We start from the raw sequence: 16,075 nt of genomic DNA on the forward strand, positions 1-16,075 counted from the left end.
TTCGCCCGCCCGCGGCGCCGCCGCGAAGCACAGCAGGATCGCCGCATCATGACCCCGCTCATCGTCATCGCCGCCGGAGGCACCGGCGGGCACATGTTTCCGGCCCAGGCCCTGGCCGAAGAGATGCTGCGCCGCGGCTGGCGCGTGGCGCTCAGCTCGGACGCGCGCGGCCTGCGCTTCGCCGGCGGCTTCCCGCCCGAGGTCGTTCGCCGCCGCGCCCGCGCCGCCACCTTCGCGCGCGGCGGGGCGGCGGCGAAGCTGGCGGCGCCGGGGCTGATCGCGCTGGGCGTGGCCGAGACCGCCGCCTGGTTCGCGCGCGCGCGCCCGGCCGTGGTCGCGGGCTTCGGCGGGTATCCGTCCTTGCCGGCGCTGGCGGCGGCGACGCTGACGGGCCGCCCGCGCCTGATCCACGAGCAGAACGGCGTGCTGGGGCGCGTCAACCGCCTGTTCGCCCCGCGCGTGGCGGCGGTGGCGTGCGGAACATGGCCGGTGGCGAACGCGCCCGCGGGCGCGCGCCTGGTTCGCACGGGCAACCCGCTGCGCGCCGACGCGCTCAGGGCGGCCGCCATTCCCTACGCGCCGCCCGCCCCGGACGGGCCGCTGCGCCTTCTGGTCTTCGGCGGCAGCCAGGGCGCGCGGGCGTTCTCGCGCCTGACGCCCGCGGCGGCGGCGCTTCTGCCCGAGGACATGCGCGCGCGGCTGCGGGTGACGCAGCAGGCCCGCCCCGAGGACGCCGAGGCCCTGCGCGCGGCCTGGGCGGCGCTGGGCGTGCAGGCCGAGGTCGCGCCCTTCTTCGACGACCTTCCCGCCCGCATGGCGCGCGCGCATCTGGCGCTGAGCCGCGCGGGCGCCTCGACCATGGCCGAGCTGACCGCCATCGGCCGGCCCGCCATCCTGATCCCCTACCCGCAGGCGATGGACGATCACCAGAGCGCCAACGCCCGCGGCCCGGCCGAGGCGGGCGCGGCGGTCGCGCTGCGCGAAGACGGGTTGACGGCCTCGGCGCTGGCGTCCCATATCCACGCCATCCTGTCCGACCCCGCGCGGGCGGCGGACATGGCCGCGCGCGCGCGCGCTCTGGGAGTGCCGGACGCCGGGGCGCGTCTGGCCGATCTGGTCGAGCGCGTCGCCGCGCGCGCCCCGATCGCCGCCGCGCCCGGCCCTGCGCCCGTTTCCGCCGCCCCGTCCCGCAAGGAGCCCGACCGATGAGCCCGACCGCCGCTTCCGCTCGCCGCGCCGCCGCAGGCACCCGCCTGCCGCAGGACATCGGCCCGATCCACTTCGTCGGCATCGGCGGCATCGGCATGTCCGGCATCGCCGAGGTGATGCTGAACCTGGGCTATGACGTGCAGGGCTCGGACCTGCGCGACGGCCCGATCCTGGAGCGGCTGCGCAAGCTGGGCGCGCGCATCGCCATCGGCCAGCGGGCCGAGAACCTGGACGGCGCCGAGGTGGTGGTGATTTCCTCGGCCATCAAGCCCGGCAATCCCGAGCTGGACGCCGCGCGCGCGCGCGGCCTGCCGGTGGTGCGCCGCGCCGAGATGCTGGCCGAGCTCATGCGCCTGCGCTCGAACGTGGCGGTGGCCGGCACGCATGGCAAGACGACGACGACCTCGATGGTGGCGGCGCTGCTGGATCGCGGCGGGCTGGACCCGACGGTGATCAACGGCGGCGTCATCCACGCCTATGGCTCGAACGCGCGCCTCGGGGCGGGCGAGTGGATGGTGGTCGAGGCCGACGAAAGCGACGGCACCTTCGTCAAGCTGCCCGCGACGCTCGCCATCGTCACCAACATCGATCCCGAGCATCTGGACCATTACGGCGATTTCGACGGCGTGCGCGCCGCCTTCGAGCAGTTCGTCTCGAACCTGCCCTTCTACGGGGCCGCGATCTGCTGCATCGACCATCCCGAGGTGCAAAGCCTGGTCGGGCGCGTGGACGATCGGCGCGTGGTCACCTACGGCTTCTCGCTGCAGGCGGATGTGTGCGGGGTGAACCTGCGCTATGTCGACGGCGCGGCGCGCTTCGACGTCATCGCCCGCGCCGGGCGCGGGGTGCGGGCCGGCGCGCACGAGCGCCGCCTCGAGGGGCTGACGCTGCCCATGCCGGGCGATCACAACGTGCAGAACGCGCTGGCGGCCATCGCCGTGGCGCTGGAGCTGGGCCTGTCCGACGACGCCATCCGCGAGGGGCTGGCGGGCTTCGGCGGCGTCAACCGCCGCTTCACCCGGGCCGGCAGCTGGAACGGGGTGACGGTGATCGACGATTACGCCCACCACCCGGTCGAGATCGCCGCCGTGCTGCGCGCCGCGCGCCAGGCGACGCGCGGGCGCGTGATCGCGGTGCACCAGCCCCACCGCTACAGCCGCCTGAGCTCGTTGTTCGAGCAGTTCTGCAAGTGCTTCAACGACGCCGACGTGGCGGCCATCGCCGACGTCTACCCGGCCGGCGAGGCGCCGATCGCCGGCGCCGACCGCGACGCGCTGGTGGCGGGGCTGCGCGCCCATGGCCATCGCTGCGCCGTGGCGCTGGAAAGCCCCGAGGCGCTGCCCGATCTGGTGCGCGCGCATGCCGCGCCGGGCGATCTGGTGGTGTGCCTCGGGGCGGGCTCGATCACCCAGTGGGCGCATGAGCTGGCCGAGCGGCTTGCGCAGGGCGGCGATTCCGCCCCCGACCCCGCCCCCGATCCCGCCCCCGGGGCCGATCACGACCCCGGGGCCGCGGCCGACGCGGCGCAGGGCTGAGGCCGTGCGTCCCGCCGCCGACGGCGTCCCGCCGCAGGGCCTGCCGCGCCGGCTCGGGCCCGGGCTGCTGACGCTTTACGGCGTCGGCATCATGGTCGGCGCCGGGATCTATGCGCTGATCGGGCAGGTGGCGGCGCTGGCCGGGGGCTGGGCGCCGGCGGCGTTCTTTCTGGCCGCGCTGGTCGCGCTGCCGACGGCGCTGTCCTATGCCGAGCTGTCGGCGCGTCTGCCCGAAGCGGGCGGCGAGGCGGCCTATCTGCGCGAGGCCTTCGGCCTGCCCATGGCGGGGCTGGCCGTGGCGGCGGCGATCCTGGGCGGCGCGATCATGTCCGGCGCGGCGGTGCTGCAGGCGGGGGCGGGCTATCTGGGCGCGCTGATCGAGGCGCCGCGCTGGGCGCTGATCGTCGCCATGGGCGCGGGGCTGGGCGCGGCGGCGGCCATCGGCGCGGTCGGCTCGCTGGCCATGGCGGCGGCGCTGACGCTGGCCGAGACGGGCGGGCTGGGGCTGGCCATCGCGGCCGGCTTCGTTGCGCCGCCCGCCGCCGACTGGCAGGCGTTGGACGCCCACGGGCCGGGGCCGGTTCCGGCGGGGCTGGGCGCGGCGGTGGTGCTGGCCTTCTTCGCCTTCATCGGCTTCGAGGACATGGTGAACATGGCCGAGGAAACCCGCGATCCGGCGCGCAACATGCCGCGCGCGGTCCTGGGCGCGCTGGCGCTGGTGGCGGCGCTTTACGCGCTGACGGCGCTGGCGGCGATGCGCGCCGTTCCCGTCGCCGAGCTTGCCGCCAGCGACCGGCCGCTGGCGCTGGTGGTCGAGCGGGGCCTGCCCGGCTGGGGCGGCGCGCTGGCGCTGGCGGCGGCGGCCGGGGCGCTCAACGGCATCCTGGCGCAGGTGGTGATGGGCTCGCGCATGCTTTACGGCGTGGCGAAGTCCGTTCCGGCGCTGGCCTTCTTTCGCCATGTGCATCCGCGCCTCGGGGCGCCGGCGCGCGCGGCGGCGGCGGTGGCGGGGGCGCTGACGGCGGCGGCGCTGGCGGCGCCGGTGCTGTCGCTGGCCCATGCCAGCGCGTCGGTCGTGCTGGCGGTGTTCGCGGCGGTGAACGTGGCGCTCATCCGCCTCAAGCGCGCCGGACCGCCGCCGCCCGGCGCGCCGGACGTGCCGCGGGCGGTTCCGTGGATCGGCGTCGCCCTTTCGCTGGCCGCCCTTGCAGGAGGACAGGCATGACCGCCCCCCGCGCCTTCGATCCCGATGCGCTGGCCGCAAGCCTGCCGCGCCCGCGCGGGCGCCTGACGCCCATGCGCCCGCTGGCCGATCTGAGCTGGCTGCGCGTGGGCGGCCCGGCCGAGCTGTTCTTCCAGCCCGCCGACGCCGAGGATCTGCGCGCCGTGCTGGCCGCGGCGCCCGAGGGGCTGCAGGTGACGCCGCTCGGGGTGTGCTCGAACCTGATCATCCGCGACGGCGGGCTGCCGGGGCTGTCGGTGCGCCTGGGGCGCGCCTTCGCGCAGGTGCGCGTCGAGGGCGAGCGCGTGATCGCGGGGGCGGCGGCGCTGGACTCGCATGTGGCGCGGGCGGCGGCGGCGGCGGGCGTCTCGGGGCTCGAGTTCCTGCGCACCATTCCCGGCGCCGTCGGCGGGGCCGTGCGCATGAACGCCGGCTGCTACGGCGCCTACATGGCCGACGTGGTCGAGGAGATCGCCGCCATCGACCGCGCGGGGCGCCTGGTGCGCCTGAGCGCGGCCGAGATCGGCTTCGCCTATCGCAGCAGCGACCTGCCGCCCGACCTGATCGTGATCGAGGCGACGTTGCGCGGCGCGCCGGGCGATCGCGCGCGCATCGAGGCGCTGATGCAGGAATACGTCGCCCGCCGCGAGGCCAGCCAGCCCGTGCGCGCGCGCAGCTGCGGCTCGACCTTCCGCAACCCGGCGGGCTATTCCTCGACCGGGCGGGCGGACGACGTGCACGACATGAAGGCCTGGCGGCTGATCGACCAGGCCGGCTGCCGCGGCCTGCGGCGCGGCGGGGCGATGATCTCGGACAAGCACGCCAATTTCCTGCTCAACGTCGGCGGCGCGACGGCGGCCGATCTCGAGGGGCTGGGCGAGGAGGTCCGAAAAAGGGTTTTCGAGAACAGCGGCGTGCGGCTAGAGTGGGAGATAGCGCGGATCGGCGTTCCGGCTCCGCCCGGGGCCGCCGGCGAAGGGATCGCCGGCGAAGGGGCCGCGGGGCAGGGGGCGCCGGGCGCGCCGGCGGCGCGAGTTAACGGTTCCTAAACCATTTGCCGTCAATGATTCGTCAAACGCCGTGAACAGGGCGTAAACAACGATAAGGCGGCCCGAAAGGCCGCAAGGGAACGAGGCGGGCATGTCGAGCAGGGCATCCACCCGCGTTGCGGTCCTCAAGGGGGGCCGGTCGGCCGAGCGCGAGGTCTCTCTCGTCTCGGGCGCGGCCTGCGCCGAGGCGCTGCGCGCGGCAGGATACGCCGTCGAGGAGATCGACGCCGGAGACGATCTGGACGCGCGCCTGTCCGAGGCCGCGCCCGACGTCGCCTTCAACGCCCTGCACGGGCGCTGGGGCGAGGATGGCTGCGTGCAGGGCCTGCTCGAGTGGCGGCGCATTCCCTACACCCATTCGGGCGTGCTGGCCTCGGCGCTGGCCATGGACAAGCTGCGCGCGCGCCAGGTCTTCGCCGCCGCCGGCCTGCCCGTGGCGCCGGGGCGCGCGCTGTCGCGCGCCGAGCTGGGCGACGCGCACCCCATGGAGCCCCCCTATGTCGTCAAGCCCGTGGCCGAGGGCTCGTCGGTGGGCATCCTCATCGTGCAGGAGGGCGACCCGCCCCCGCCGCCCCCCGGCCCCGACATGCCCGAGCGGCTGATGGTCGAGGCCTTCGTGCCCGGGCGCGAGCTGACCGTGGCCGTGCTGGGCGAGGCAGACGGGCCGCGCGCGCTGACGGTGACCGACATCGTGCCGCGCGCCGGCGCCTGGTATGACTATGCGGCCAAATACGCGCCCGGCGGGTCCGAGCATGTGGTTCCCGCGCAGATCCCCGACGCGGTCTTCGCCGCCTGCCTCGACATCGCCGCGCGCGCCCATGCGGCGCTGGGCTGCCGCGGGCTGAGCCGCGCGGATCTGCGCTGGGACGAGCGCCGCGGCCTCGAGGGGCTGGCGCTGCTCGAGGTCAACACCCAGCCGGGCATGACGCCCACCTCGCTGGCGCCCGAGCAGGCGGCGGCATGCGGCATCTCCTTCGAGGCGCTGAACGCCTGGCTGGTCGAGGACGCCTCATGCGACCGCTGAGCCCGCGCCCCCTCTCGGCCGCGCCCGGCCGGCCGCGGCGCGGGCGGCGCGACCCGTCGCCCTCGCTCTGGCGCTTCCGGCTCGAGCGGCTCATGCGCCGCGCCTCGGTGCGCTTCGCGTTGCGCCGCCTGGCGCCGCCGGCGCTCTTGCTGGCGCTGGGCGCGTGGCTGTGGGGGCAGGAGGCGGCATGGGTGGCGGCGCGCGAGGGGCTGCAGGACCTGCGCCGCGCGCTGGCCGAGCGGCCCGAATTCGCCGTCTCGCGGCTCGAGCTCGAGGGCGGCTCGGCCGAGCTGCGCGCGCGCGTGGCGCGGCGGCTGGACCTGCGCCTGCCGGCGTCGTCGCTGGACCTGGACCTTGCCGCCCTGCGCGCCGAGGTCGAGACCGTGCCCGGCGTGCTGAGCGCCTCGGCCGCGATCACCCCGGCCGGCGCGCTGCGCGTGGCGCTGACCGAGCGCGCGCCCGTCGCGCTGTGGCGCTTCGAGGGGCAGCTGCTGCTGGTCGACGCCGAGGGCGTGGCGATCGGCCCCGTGGCCCGCCGCGCCGACCGTCCCGACCTGCCGCTGATCGCCGGGCCGGGCGCGAACCGGGCCGTGCCCGAGGCGCTGGCCCTGGCGCGCCGCGCCGCGCGGCTGGCCGACCGGGTGCGCGGGCTGGTGCGCGTGGGCGACCGGCGCTGGGACCTGGTGCTGACCGGACCGGCGGCGGCCGAGTATGCCCGCGCCCGCGCGCAGGGCGCGGTCGTCGAGCAGGACAGCCCCGACATGCGCGTCATGCTGCCCGAGACCGGCGCCGAGGATGCGCTGGCGCGGGTGCTGGCGCTGGACGCGGCCGAGGACCTTCTGTCGCGCGACCTTCTGGCGGTGGACATGCGCGACCCGTCGCGGCCGACCCTGCGGCTGACCGGCCGCGCCCTGACGCAGCTGTTGCGGCTGCGCGCGATCAAGGAGGGAGAAGACGCATGAAAAGCGCCGCCTTCGCCGCGCAACGCCACATGCGCGAGCATCTTCGCTCGGCGCTCCGACGCGGGCTTGTGGGGGTTCTGGACGTGGGCACGGCCAAGACGGCCTGCTTCATCCTGCGCGTCGATCCCGCGCGGCTGGCGGCCGCGGGGGCCGAGGACGGACGCCTGGGCGGCTTCGGCGCCATGCGCGTCGTCGGCGCCGGCGTGACGCAGTCGCGCGGCGTGCGCCTGGGCGAGATCGTGGACATGGAAGAGGCCGGGCGCGCCATCCGCACCGCGTTGCAGACGGCCGAGAAGATGGCCGGCGTGCGCGTCGATCAGGTCATCGGCGTGCTGCCGGGCGCGCGGCCGGTCAGCTTCGGCGCCAGCGCCGACGTGGACGTCGAATCGGGCGAGGTGACCGAGGCCGACGTGGCCCGCGCCCTGGCCGCCTGCCCCGAGCCGCCGCTCGAGGAGGGGCGCGAGATCCTGCACGCGCTGCCGGTCAACTTCACCGTGGACGGGCAAAGCTTTCTGAACGATCCGCGCGGCATGAACGGCCGGCGGCTGTCGGTGGACATGCACGTGCTGTCGGTCGCCTCGGGCCCGCTGCGCAACCTGGCGCGCTGCGTGCGCCGCTGCGACCTGGAGCTGGCGGGGGTGGTCTGCGCGCCCTATGCGGCGGGGCTGTCGAGCCTGGTCGAGGACGAGCAGGAGCTGGGCGCCGCCTGCGTGGACATGGGCGCCGGGGTGACCTCGGTCTCGATCTTCCTGCGCAAGCAGCTGATCTACGCCGACGCGGCGCGGGTCGGCGGCGCGCATGTGACGCGCGACGTGTCCGAGGCCTTCTCGATCCCCTTCCAGCAGGCCGAGCGCATCAAGACCCTTCACGGCGGCGCGGTGGCCACCAGCATGGACGACCGCGAGCTGATCGCCGCCCCGCGCCTGGGCGCGGCCGAGGACGAGCGGCGCATCTCGCGCTCGGCGCTGATCGGGGTGATCCGCCCCCGGCTCGAGGAGATCCTCGAGGAGGTGCGCGCCTCGCTCGACCGGGCCGGGTTCGAGGCGCTGCCCTCGCGGCGGGTTGTGCTGACGGGGGGCGGCTCGCAGGTGCCGGGGCTTGAAGAGGTGGCGCGGCGCATCCTGGGCCAGCGCGTGCGCGCGGGGCGGCCGCTGCGCATCGGCGGGCTGCCGCAATCGGCCTCGGGGCCGGCCTTCTCGGCCATCGTCGGGCTGGCCGCCTACGCGGTGCGCCCGCAGGACGAGTTCTGGGACTTCGAGGCGCCCTCGGCGCTGGACGGGGCGACGCGGCTGCGGCGGGCCGTGCGCTGGTTCCGGGACAACTGGTGACCGGCGCGGGCGCAATTCGCGCGTGACCGGCCTGTCGCTTTGAGATACTTTCGTCGCAAAGACAAAAAGAACGACACGAGCAGCAGCAACAAGAACAGGCGGTTCCAATGTCCCTCAATCTGGTAATGCCGGAGCAGTCCGAGCTTCGCCCGCGCATCACGGTGTTCGGCGTCGGCGGCGCGGGCGGCAACGCGGTCAACAACATGATCGACAAGGCGCTCGAGGGCGCCGAGTTCGTCGTCGCCAACACCGACGCGCAGGCCCTGCAGCAGTCGCGCGCCACGCGCCGCATCCAGCTGGGCACCGGCGTCACCCAGGGGCTGGGCGCCGGCGCCAAGCCCGAGGTGGGCTGCGCGGCGGCCGAGGAATCGCTCGACGAGATCGTCGAGCATCTGTCGGGCGCGCACATGTGCTTCATCACCGCGGGCATGGGCGGCGGCACCGGCACCGGCGCCGCGCCGGTCATCGCCCGCGCCGCGCGCGAGATGGGCGTGCTGACCGTGGGCGTGGTGACCAAGCCCTTCCACTTCGAGGGCGCCAAGCGCATGCGCCAGGCCGAGGGCGGGATCGCCGAGCTGCAGAAGGTGGTGGACACCCTCATCATCATCCCGAACCAGAACCTGTTCCGCCTGGCCAACGAGCGCACCACCTTCGCCGAGGCCTTCATGATGGCCGACGACGTGCTGTATCAGGGCGTCAAGGGCGTGACCGACCTGATGGTGCGGCCGGGCCTGATCAACCTCGACTTCGCCGACGTGCGCTCGGTGATGGACGAGATGGGCAAGGCCATGATGGGCACCGGCGAGGCCGAGGGCGAGAACCGCGCCATCCAGGCCGCCGAGAAGGCCATCGCCAACCCGCTGCTGGACGAGATCAGCCTCAAGGGCGCGCGCGGCGTGCTCATCAACATCACCGGCGGCTACGATCTGACGCTGTTCGAGCTGGACGAGGCCGCCAACCGCATCCGCCAGGAGGTGGACCCCGACGCGAACATCATCGTCGGCTCGACCCTGGACCCCGAGATCGAGGGCGTGATGCGCGTCTCGGTCGTGGCCACCGGCATCGACGCCGAGGCCCCCGCGGCCGCGGGCGAGGCGCCGCGCCGCGACGTGGCGACGCCGGTCTCGGACATCGCCGCGCCCGCGCGCCAGGAGGCCGCCCAGGCCCCCGCCGCGCGCGCCGAGGCCCCCGCGGCGCCGGCCCCCGAAGCCGCGCCCGCGCCCGAGGCGGCCCGCGTCGCCCCGGCCGCCGTTGCGCGCGACGACGCCTTCATCGCGCCGCCGCCCGAGACCCCGGCCCAGGCCGCGCGCGAGGTCGAGCCCTCGCCCGAGGTGCTGGCCCGCCTGCGCGAGGCGGTGCGCAAGCAGCCCGAGGACGCCGCCCCGCGGCCCCAGCGCCCGGCCGAGCGTCCCGCCGCCGCGCCCGCCCAGCCCGCCCACCCCGCGCGCCCGGCCGCGTCCGCGGCCCGTCCGGCCGCCCCGCGCGCCGACGACGCCGAGCGCGGCCGCTTCGGCATCAGCAGCCTGATCCACCGCATGACCGGCGGCGCCGAGGCCGCCGCTCCGCGCCCGCATCGCGAGCCGCGCGTGGGCGGCGCCGATCTGACCGACGAGGACCGCCAGCGCGACATCCCCGCCTTCCTGCGCCGTCAGGCCAACTGAGGCGGCGCCGCGCCCCAGGCTATGGCCCGCCCGGTTCGCCGGGCGGGTTTTTCTTTGCGCGCAATGCCTTGCCCCCGCTCCGTGAGCGATGTTGCAAAGCGACATAATGCTTTATTTGCCTTGAACGTTCCCATTCCGTATCTCCACGATCACAACAAGAACGACAGGCGAGAGGACGAAGCGGTGCAGACCACGGTCAAGAGCGAGCTGAGTTTCGAAGGGCGCGGCCTTCACAGCGGCGCGCCCGCGCGCATGCGCATCCTTCCCGCCTCGGGCGAATACGGCATCTGGTTCAAGCGCACCGACCTGCGCGGCGTCGATCCGATGATCCCCGCCCGCTACGACGCGGTGTGCGACACGCGGCTGTGCACGCGCCTGGCCAACGCCGACGGGGCCTCGGTCTCGACGGTCGAGCATGTGATGGCCGCCCTCGCCGGCTGCGGCGTGGACAACGCGCTGATCGAGATCGACGGCCCCGAGGCGCCGATCATGGACGGCTCCTCGCGGCCCTTCGCCGAGGCCATCGCCCGCGTCGGCCTGCGCCTGGTCGAGGGCGAGGACCGCGTCATCCGCATCCTCGCCCCCGTCGAGGTGCGCGAGGGCGGGCGCCTGGCGCGGCTCGAACCCTCGGACAGCTTCGAGATCGACTTCGGCATCGAGTTCGACGATCCCGCCATCGGCGCCCAGTCCAAGCGCCTGCGCCTGGTCAACGGCGCCTTCCTCGAGCATCTGCACGACAGCCGCACCTTCTGCCGCAAGGAAGAGGTGGACATGCTGCGCAGCATGGGGCTGGCGCTGGGCGGCTCGCTCGAGAACGCGATCGTGGTCGATCGCGGCGCCGTCCTCAACCCCGAGGGCCTGCGCCACCCGGACGAGTTCGTCCGCCACAAGATGCTGGACGCGGTGGGCGACCTGTCGCTGGCCGGCGCGCCGATCGTGGGGCGCTACGTCGCGCGCAAGGCCGGGCACGAGATGACCAACCTGCTGCTGCGCGAGCTGTTCCGCCGCCCCGACGCCTGGCGCTACGAAAGCTCCGAGCCGGGCGTGTGGCGCACGCTGGGCATCGCGGCGAACTGAGGCCGCCCGCGCCTCTTGGCGTGACGCGCGGCGCATGGTTGTGCTAACTGACGAGGCCCGCCGCCGGATGCGTTGTCCGGCGCGGGCCTCGTGGCTTGAACAGACCTGCTGGAGAAAGGCGCCCATGCCTCGTTTCGCCCTCATCGCCGCGGCCATTCTGGCGCTGTCCGCCTGCTCGTCGGGCGCCGACAAGGACCCGTTCGCCGACCCTTACGCGGGGCGTTCGGCCGCCAGCATCTATCAGGAGGCCGAGGCGCAGCTGAACGACGGCGACCCGGTCAAGGCCGGCGAAACCTTCGAGGAGCTCGAGCGCGTCCACCCCTATTCGGAATGGGCGCGGCGGGCCATGATCATGGCCGCCTTCGCCTATTACCAGGGCACCGAGTTCGACCGCGCCATCGCGGCGGCGCAGCGCTTTCTGGACTTCTTCCCCTCGGACCCCGACAGCCCCTATGCGCAGTATCTGATCGGCATGTCGTGGTATGATCGCATCCTCGACGTCAAGCGCGACCAGCGCGCCGCGCGCATGGCGCTGCAGGAGCTGGAAGAGGTCGTGCGCCGCTACCCGGATTCGGAATACGCGCGCGAGGCGCAGCTCAAGATCGACCTGACGCGCGACCAGCTGGCCGGGCAGGAGATGCTGGTCGGCCGCTATTACCTGGGGCAGGGCAACTACATCGCCGCCATCAACCGCTTCAAGGTGGTGCTGACGCGCTACCAGACCACCTCGCACACCCCCGAGGCGCTCCACCGCCTGGTCGAGGCCTATCTGGCGCTGGGCGTCGAGGACGAGGCGCGCACCGCCGCCGCCGTGCTGGGCTACAACTTCCCCGGATCGGACTGGTATCAGGCCAGCTACGCGCTGTTGCAGGGCGCCGACATCGCGCCCTTCGAGAACCGCGAAAGCTGGATCAGCCGCGCCTTCCGCCGGGTGGTCACGGGCTCGACTCTCTGACCCATGCTGCGCAGCCTCGAGATCCGCGACATCGTCCTGATCGAGCGGCTGTCGCTCGACTTCGCGCCGGGGCTCAACGTGCTGACGGGCGAGACCGGCGCCGGCAAGTCGATCCTGCTCGACGCGCTGGGCTTCGCGCTGGGCGGGCGCGGGCGGGCGGACATGCTGCGCGCCGGCGCCGCGGAGGGCTGGGCCGCGGCCGCCTTCGAGCTGCCGCCGGGCGCGCCCGCCCGCGCCGTGCTGGACGAGCTGGGCATCGACGCCCCCGATGACGAGCTGGTGCTGCGCCGGCGCGTGGCGGCGGGCGGGCGCAGCGCCGCCTTCGTCAACGACCGCCGCGTCTCGACCGAGGCCCTGCGCCGACTGGCCGAGACGCTGGTCGAGGTCCACGGCCAGCATGACGACCGCGGCCTTCTGAACCCGCGCGGGCATCGCGCCATCCTCGACGCCTATGCCGAGGCCGAGGCCGATCTGGCGCGCCTGCGCGCCGCCTGGCGCGCGGCGGCCGAGGCCGACGCCGCCCTGGCCCGGGCGCGCGCGCAGCTTGAAGAGGCCGCCCGCGACGCCGATTTCCTGCGCCATGCCGTGGCCGAGCTGGACGAGCTTGCGCCCGAGCCGGGCGAGGACGAACGCCTGGACGCCGAGCGGCGCATGCTGCGCGCCGCCGCCCGCATCCGCGAGGACGTCGCCCGCGCCGCCCAGGCGCTGGGCCGCGACGGCGCCGAGGGGGCGATGAACGACGCGCTGCGCTGGCTCGACGGCGCGGCCGAGGCGGCCGAGGGGCGGCTCGACGGGCCGCTCGCCGCGCTCGAGCGCGCGCTGGCCGAGCTGGCCGAGGCGCAGGCGGGGGTCGAGGACGCCCTCGAGGCGCTCGACCTCGACCCGATGCGGCTCGAGGCGGTCGAGGAGCGGCTTTTCGCCCTGCGCGCGCTGGCCCGCAAGCATCGCGTCCAGCCTGACGAGCTGCCCGAGCTGGCGCGCGCCCTGTCGGCGCGTCTGCGCGACCTTGACGCGGGCGAGGACCGCATCGCCGAGCTCGAACAGGCGGCGCGCGCGGCGCGGGCGGATTACGACGCGGCCGCGCAGGCGCTGTCCGAGCGCCGGCGCGCGGCCGCGGCGCGGCTGGACGCCGAGGTGGCGCGCGAGCTGGCGCCGCTGAAGATGGAGCGCGCGCGCTTCGACACCCTGATCGCCCCCGACTCGCCCGGCCCCGAGGGCGTCGATCGGGTCGAGTTCATGGTCGCGCCCAACCCCGGCGCGCCCGCCGGCCCGCTGGCGCGCATCGCCTCGGGGGGCGAGCTGTCGCGCTTCTTGCTGGCGCTGAAGGTGTGCCTGGCCGGGCGCGGCGGCGCGCAGACCATGATCTTCGACGAGATCGACCGCGGCGTCGGCGGCGCCACGGCCGATGCGGTGGGCCGGCGGCTGGCGCGGCTGGCGCAGGGGGCGCAGGTGCTGGTCGTGACGCACTCGCCCCAGGTGGCCGCGCGCGCGGCGCATCACTTCCACATCGCCAAGGCGGTCGAGGGCGGCGTGGCGCGCACCACCGTCAAACCCCTGTCGGCGGCCGAGCGCGAGGACGAGCTGGCGCGCATGCTGGCGGGCGAGTCCATCACCGACGCCGCGCGCGAGGCCGCCCGGGCCCTGCTGGCGGGCTGACCGCCCGGCGCGCACCGAACCGGCGCCCCGCGGCGGCGCGGGCCGAAGGGGCCGGGGGCGCCGGCCCGCGGGAGGCGCGCTCCGGCCGCGCCCCCGGACCCGCTCCGGCGCCGATCAGGATTTCCGTCATCGGCGCCGGGCCTGCGCGGCGCGAAAGACGCGGCCCGGCCCGGCCCGACCCGCAGCCCGTCGCGTCCGGCGCCGGCCCGGCGCGACGCTGGGCGCGCGCCCGGCGGCAGCCTTGGGCGCGCCCCGCGCCGTCGGCGGCGGGCGCCGCGAGCGATGCGGGGCGGTTGCGAAGGCGCGGCCCCTCGCCCCCGCGACCGGCGGACCCGGCGCGGCATTGCGCGTTTGCGCGCGGGAAAGGGGCGCGGCGCCGTCATCCTGGCGATCGTCGCGGCGCGGCCGGGGCGGGCGCGGCGCGGCGCCGGGCCGGGGCGAAGGCGCCCCGACGGCCCCGCCGCGCGTCCGTCAGCCGAAGGCGTCGGCCCCCTCGGCGGGGGCGCAGCGGATGAGGCGCGAGGTGCGCACCGCCGCCTGTCGATGCGTCACCGCGCGGCGGTATTCGGGATCGGTGACCATGGCCAGGAACGCCGCCGCATCGGGATAGCGGGCGACGAAGGCGATGTCCCAGCGCTCGTCCCGTGGGCCGATCAGCGTCAGCTCGGGGCGCCCGCGCCAGACGATGCGCCCGCCCACGCGCTTGAACACGGGCGCCGAGGCGGCGCCGTAGCGCGCATAGGCCTGCGCGCCGGTCAGCCCCTCGGCCGCCTCGGGGCGGTCTTCGGGATAGGCGGCGCGCACGCGCAGGGCGACGAGGTTGAGCATCTCGATCGGCGCGTCGCGGGGCAGGGCCTTGAAGGCCTCGAAGGCCGCGCGCTCGGGGTCGATATGGGCTTCGGCGGGCATGGGCGCTCCTTTCACCGTCAGTTGATCTGCACGACCTTGCCGGGGTTGAGGATGTTCAGCGGGTCCAGCGTGCGCTTGATCTGCGCCATGACCTGCCAGGCCTCGCCATGCTCGGCGGCCATGTAGGGGATCTTGCCGCGGCCGACGCCATGCTCGCCCGTCACGGTGCCGCCCAGCGCCAGGGCGTTGAGGTTCATGCGGTGGGTCAGGCGCCTGGCCTCTTCCAGGTCCTCGGGCGAGTCGGGGTCGAGCAGGTAGGCGACGTGGAAGTTGCCGTCGCCCACATGGCCCAGGATCGAGCCGCTCAGGCGGCTCTGGGCGATGTCGGCGGCGGCCGCCTCGATCGCCTCGGCCAGGCGCGAGATGGGCACGCACACATCCGTCGTCAGCGCCCGCGCGCCGGGGCGCTGCGCCTTGAAGGCGAAATAGGCGTTGTGCCGCGCGGACCACAGGCGGTTGCGCTCCTGGGCGTCGGATGTCCAGCGGAAGCCCTGCGCGCCGTGCTCGTCGGCGATCTCGCCAAAGCGCGCGGCCTGCTCGGCGACCCCGGCCTCGGAGCCGTGGAACTCGAGGAACAGGTGCGGGCGCACGGGCAGGTCGAAGCCGGCGTAATCGTTGAAGGCGGCGATCGAGGCGGCGTCCAGGAACTCGATGCGCGCGACGGGGATGCCGCTCTGGATCGTCTCGATGCAGGCGTTGACCGCGCCGCCCACGGTCTCGAAGGCGCAGGTCGCGGCGCTGACGGCCTCGGGCTGGCCATGCAGGCGCACGGTCAGCTCGGTGATGACCGCCAGCGTGCCCTCCGAGCCCACGATCAGGTTCTTGAGGTCATAGCCCGACGAGGACTTGCGCGCCCGCGTGCCGGCGCGGATCACGCGCCCGTCGGCCAGCACCGCCTCGAGCGCCAGCACGTTGTCGCGCATCGTGCCGTAGCGCACCGCGTTGGTGCCCGAGGCGCGCGTCGCGGCCATGCCGCCCAGCGTCGCGTCCGCGCCCGGATCGACCGGAAAGAACAGGCCCGTGGCGCGCAGCTCCTCGTTCAGGCGCTTGCGCGTCACGCCGGGCTGGACCACCGCGTCCATGTCGGCCTCGTGCACCTCCAGGATCCGGTCCATGCGGCTCATGTCCAGGCTCAGCCCGCCCTCGAAGGCCAGGGCGTGCCCCTCGAGCGAGGTGCCCACGCCCCAGGGCACGATCGGGCAGCGCTCTTCGGCGCACAGGCGCACGATGGCGGCCACCTCCTCGGTCGTCTCGGGAAAGGCGACGGCGTCGGGCGGGGTGACGGGGTAGTAGGTCTCGTTGCGGCCGTGGTGTTCGCGAATGGCGGCGGCGGTCGACAGCCGCGGCCCCAGCATCGCTTCCAGCCGTTCGATGGCGTTCTCGATGGACATGCGCGCCCTCCCTTGCTCGGCTTCGACGATAACGGCGCGCGCGCCCGGCGCAAGGCGCGCGGCGCGGGCGCGGGGCGGGGCGCTTGCCATGGCGCGG

The 16,075-nt window shown here is 75.1% G+C and carries 12 protein-coding genes and 1 pseudogene; 11 read left to right on the forward strand and 2 right to left on the reverse strand.

The features are described from left to right. Positions 1–48: 48 nt before the first annotated feature. From LY05_RS01935 to recN, 11 genes and pseudogenes are all read left to right on the forward strand, one after another. Positions 49–1,209: a UDP-N-acetylglucosamine--N-acetylmuramyl-(pentapeptide) pyrophosphoryl-undecaprenol N-acetylglucosamine transferase gene (locus LY05_RS01935; protein ID WP_072746242.1), complete on the forward strand. Its 1,161-nt coding sequence runs from the start codon at positions 49–51 to the stop codon at positions 1,207–1,209. Continuing rightward, positions 1,206–2,657, forward strand: a pseudogene (gene murC, locus LY05_RS01940) (UDP-N-acetylmuramate--L-alanine ligase); the annotation flags it as partial. The gene LY05_RS01935 and the pseudogene murC, both read left to right, overlap by 4 nt. 91 nt (positions 2,658–2,748) lie before the next feature. Next, on the forward strand, positions 2,749–3,969 hold the full coding sequence (locus LY05_RS01945; protein WP_072746572.1) for an APC family permease: 1,221 nt from the start codon (positions 2,749–2,751) through the stop codon (positions 3,967–3,969). After that, positions 3,966–5,015 (forward strand): UDP-N-acetylmuramate dehydrogenase, encoded by a 1,050-nt coding sequence (gene murB, locus LY05_RS01950; RefSeq protein WP_148921899.1) that lies wholly within the window; start codon positions 3,966–3,968, stop codon positions 5,013–5,015. Before LY05_RS01945 ends, murB begins: the two co-directional genes overlap by 4 nt. 91 nt (positions 5,016–5,106) lie before the next feature. After that, positions 5,107–6,039 carry a D-alanine--D-alanine ligase gene (locus LY05_RS01955; RefSeq protein ID WP_148921900.1) on the forward strand — a complete coding sequence of 311 codons (933 nt, stop codon included), beginning with the start codon at positions 5,107–5,109 and terminating at the stop codon, positions 6,037–6,039. Next, entirely contained in the window at positions 6,027–7,001 is a 975-nt protein-coding gene (locus tag LY05_RS01960) for a cell division protein FtsQ/DivIB (protein WP_148921901.1), read from the forward strand. Before LY05_RS01955 ends, LY05_RS01960 begins: the two co-directional genes overlap by 13 nt. Further along, entirely contained in the window at positions 6,998–8,329 is a 1,332-nt protein-coding gene (ftsA, locus tag LY05_RS01965; protein ID WP_148921902.1) for a cell division protein FtsA, read from the forward strand. The genes LY05_RS01960 and ftsA overlap by 4 nt, the downstream gene beginning before the upstream one ends. Before the next feature lie 107 nt (positions 8,330–8,436). After that, entirely contained in the window at positions 8,437–9,990 is a 1,554-nt protein-coding gene (ftsZ, locus tag LY05_RS01970) for a cell division protein FtsZ (protein WP_148921903.1), read from the forward strand. Between the two features lie 120 nt (positions 9,991–10,110). After that, a complete protein-coding gene (lpxC, locus tag LY05_RS01975; protein ID WP_249041827.1) occupies positions 10,111–11,067 on the forward strand; it encodes a UDP-3-O-acyl-N-acetylglucosamine deacetylase in 957 nt (318 codons plus the stop codon). A 124-nt stretch (positions 11,068–11,191) separates the two neighbouring features. Further along, entirely contained in the window at positions 11,192–12,022 is an 831-nt protein-coding gene (locus LY05_RS01980; RefSeq protein ID WP_148921904.1) for an outer membrane protein assembly factor BamD, read from the forward strand. Between the two features lie 3 nt (positions 12,023–12,025). Beyond that, entirely contained in the window at positions 12,026–13,678 is a 1,653-nt protein-coding gene (gene recN / locus LY05_RS01985) for a DNA repair protein RecN (RefSeq protein ID WP_148921905.1), read from the forward strand. A gap of 471 nt (positions 13,679–14,149) precedes the next feature. Here recN and LY05_RS01990 read toward each other — a convergent pair whose 3' ends face one another. Both LY05_RS01990 and LY05_RS01995 read right to left on the reverse strand, forming a co-directional pair. Then, the gene (locus LY05_RS01990; protein WP_148921906.1) at positions 14,150–14,587 is read right to left on the reverse strand and encodes a DUF1330 domain-containing protein; all 438 of its coding nucleotides are present in this window, start codon (positions 14,585–14,587) and stop codon (positions 14,150–14,152) included. A 17-nt stretch (positions 14,588–14,604) separates the two neighbouring features. Further along, complete coding sequence (locus LY05_RS01995; protein WP_148921907.1) at positions 14,605–15,978, reverse strand: FAD-binding oxidoreductase; 1,374 nt, start codon at positions 15,976–15,978, stop codon at positions 14,605–14,607. Positions 15,979–16,075 lie beyond the last annotated feature (97 nt).

The organism is Oceanicella actignis, assembly GCF_008124525.1.
GTDB lineage: Bacteria > Pseudomonadota > Alphaproteobacteria > Rhodobacterales > Rhodobacteraceae > Oceanicella > Oceanicella actignis.

Bases quoted from the DNA above. Each gene is read 5' to 3' on its own strand.
- recN (WP_148921905.1), top strand. From the start codon at position 12,026: ATGCTGCGCAGCCTCGAGATCCGCGACATCGTCCTGATCGAGCGGCTG.
- LY05_RS01995 (WP_148921907.1), bottom strand. From the start codon at position 15,978: ATGTCCATCGAGAACGCCATCGAACGGCTGGAAGCGATGCTGGGGCCG.
- murB (WP_148921899.1), top strand. From the start codon at position 3,966: ATGACCGCCCCCCGCGCCTTCGATCCCGATGCGCTGGCCGCAAGCCTG.
- LY05_RS01990 (WP_148921906.1), bottom strand. From the start codon at position 14,587: ATGCCCGCCGAAGCCCATATCGACCCCGAGCGCGCGGCCTTCGAGGCC.
- ftsA (WP_148921902.1), top strand. From the start codon at position 6,998: ATGAAAAGCGCCGCCTTCGCCGCGCAACGCCACATGCGCGAGCATCTT.
- LY05_RS01935 (WP_072746242.1), top strand. From the start codon at position 49: ATGACCCCGCTCATCGTCATCGCCGCCGGAGGCACCGGCGGGCACATG.
- ftsZ (WP_148921903.1), top strand. From the start codon at position 8,437: ATGTCCCTCAATCTGGTAATGCCGGAGCAGTCCGAGCTTCGCCCGCGC.
- LY05_RS01960 (WP_148921901.1), top strand. From the start codon at position 6,027: ATGCGACCGCTGAGCCCGCGCCCCCTCTCGGCCGCGCCCGGCCGGCCG.
- LY05_RS01955 (WP_148921900.1), top strand. From the start codon at position 5,107: ATGTCGAGCAGGGCATCCACCCGCGTTGCGGTCCTCAAGGGGGGCCGG.
- LY05_RS01980 (WP_148921904.1), top strand. From the start codon at position 11,192: ATGCCTCGTTTCGCCCTCATCGCCGCGGCCATTCTGGCGCTGTCCGCC.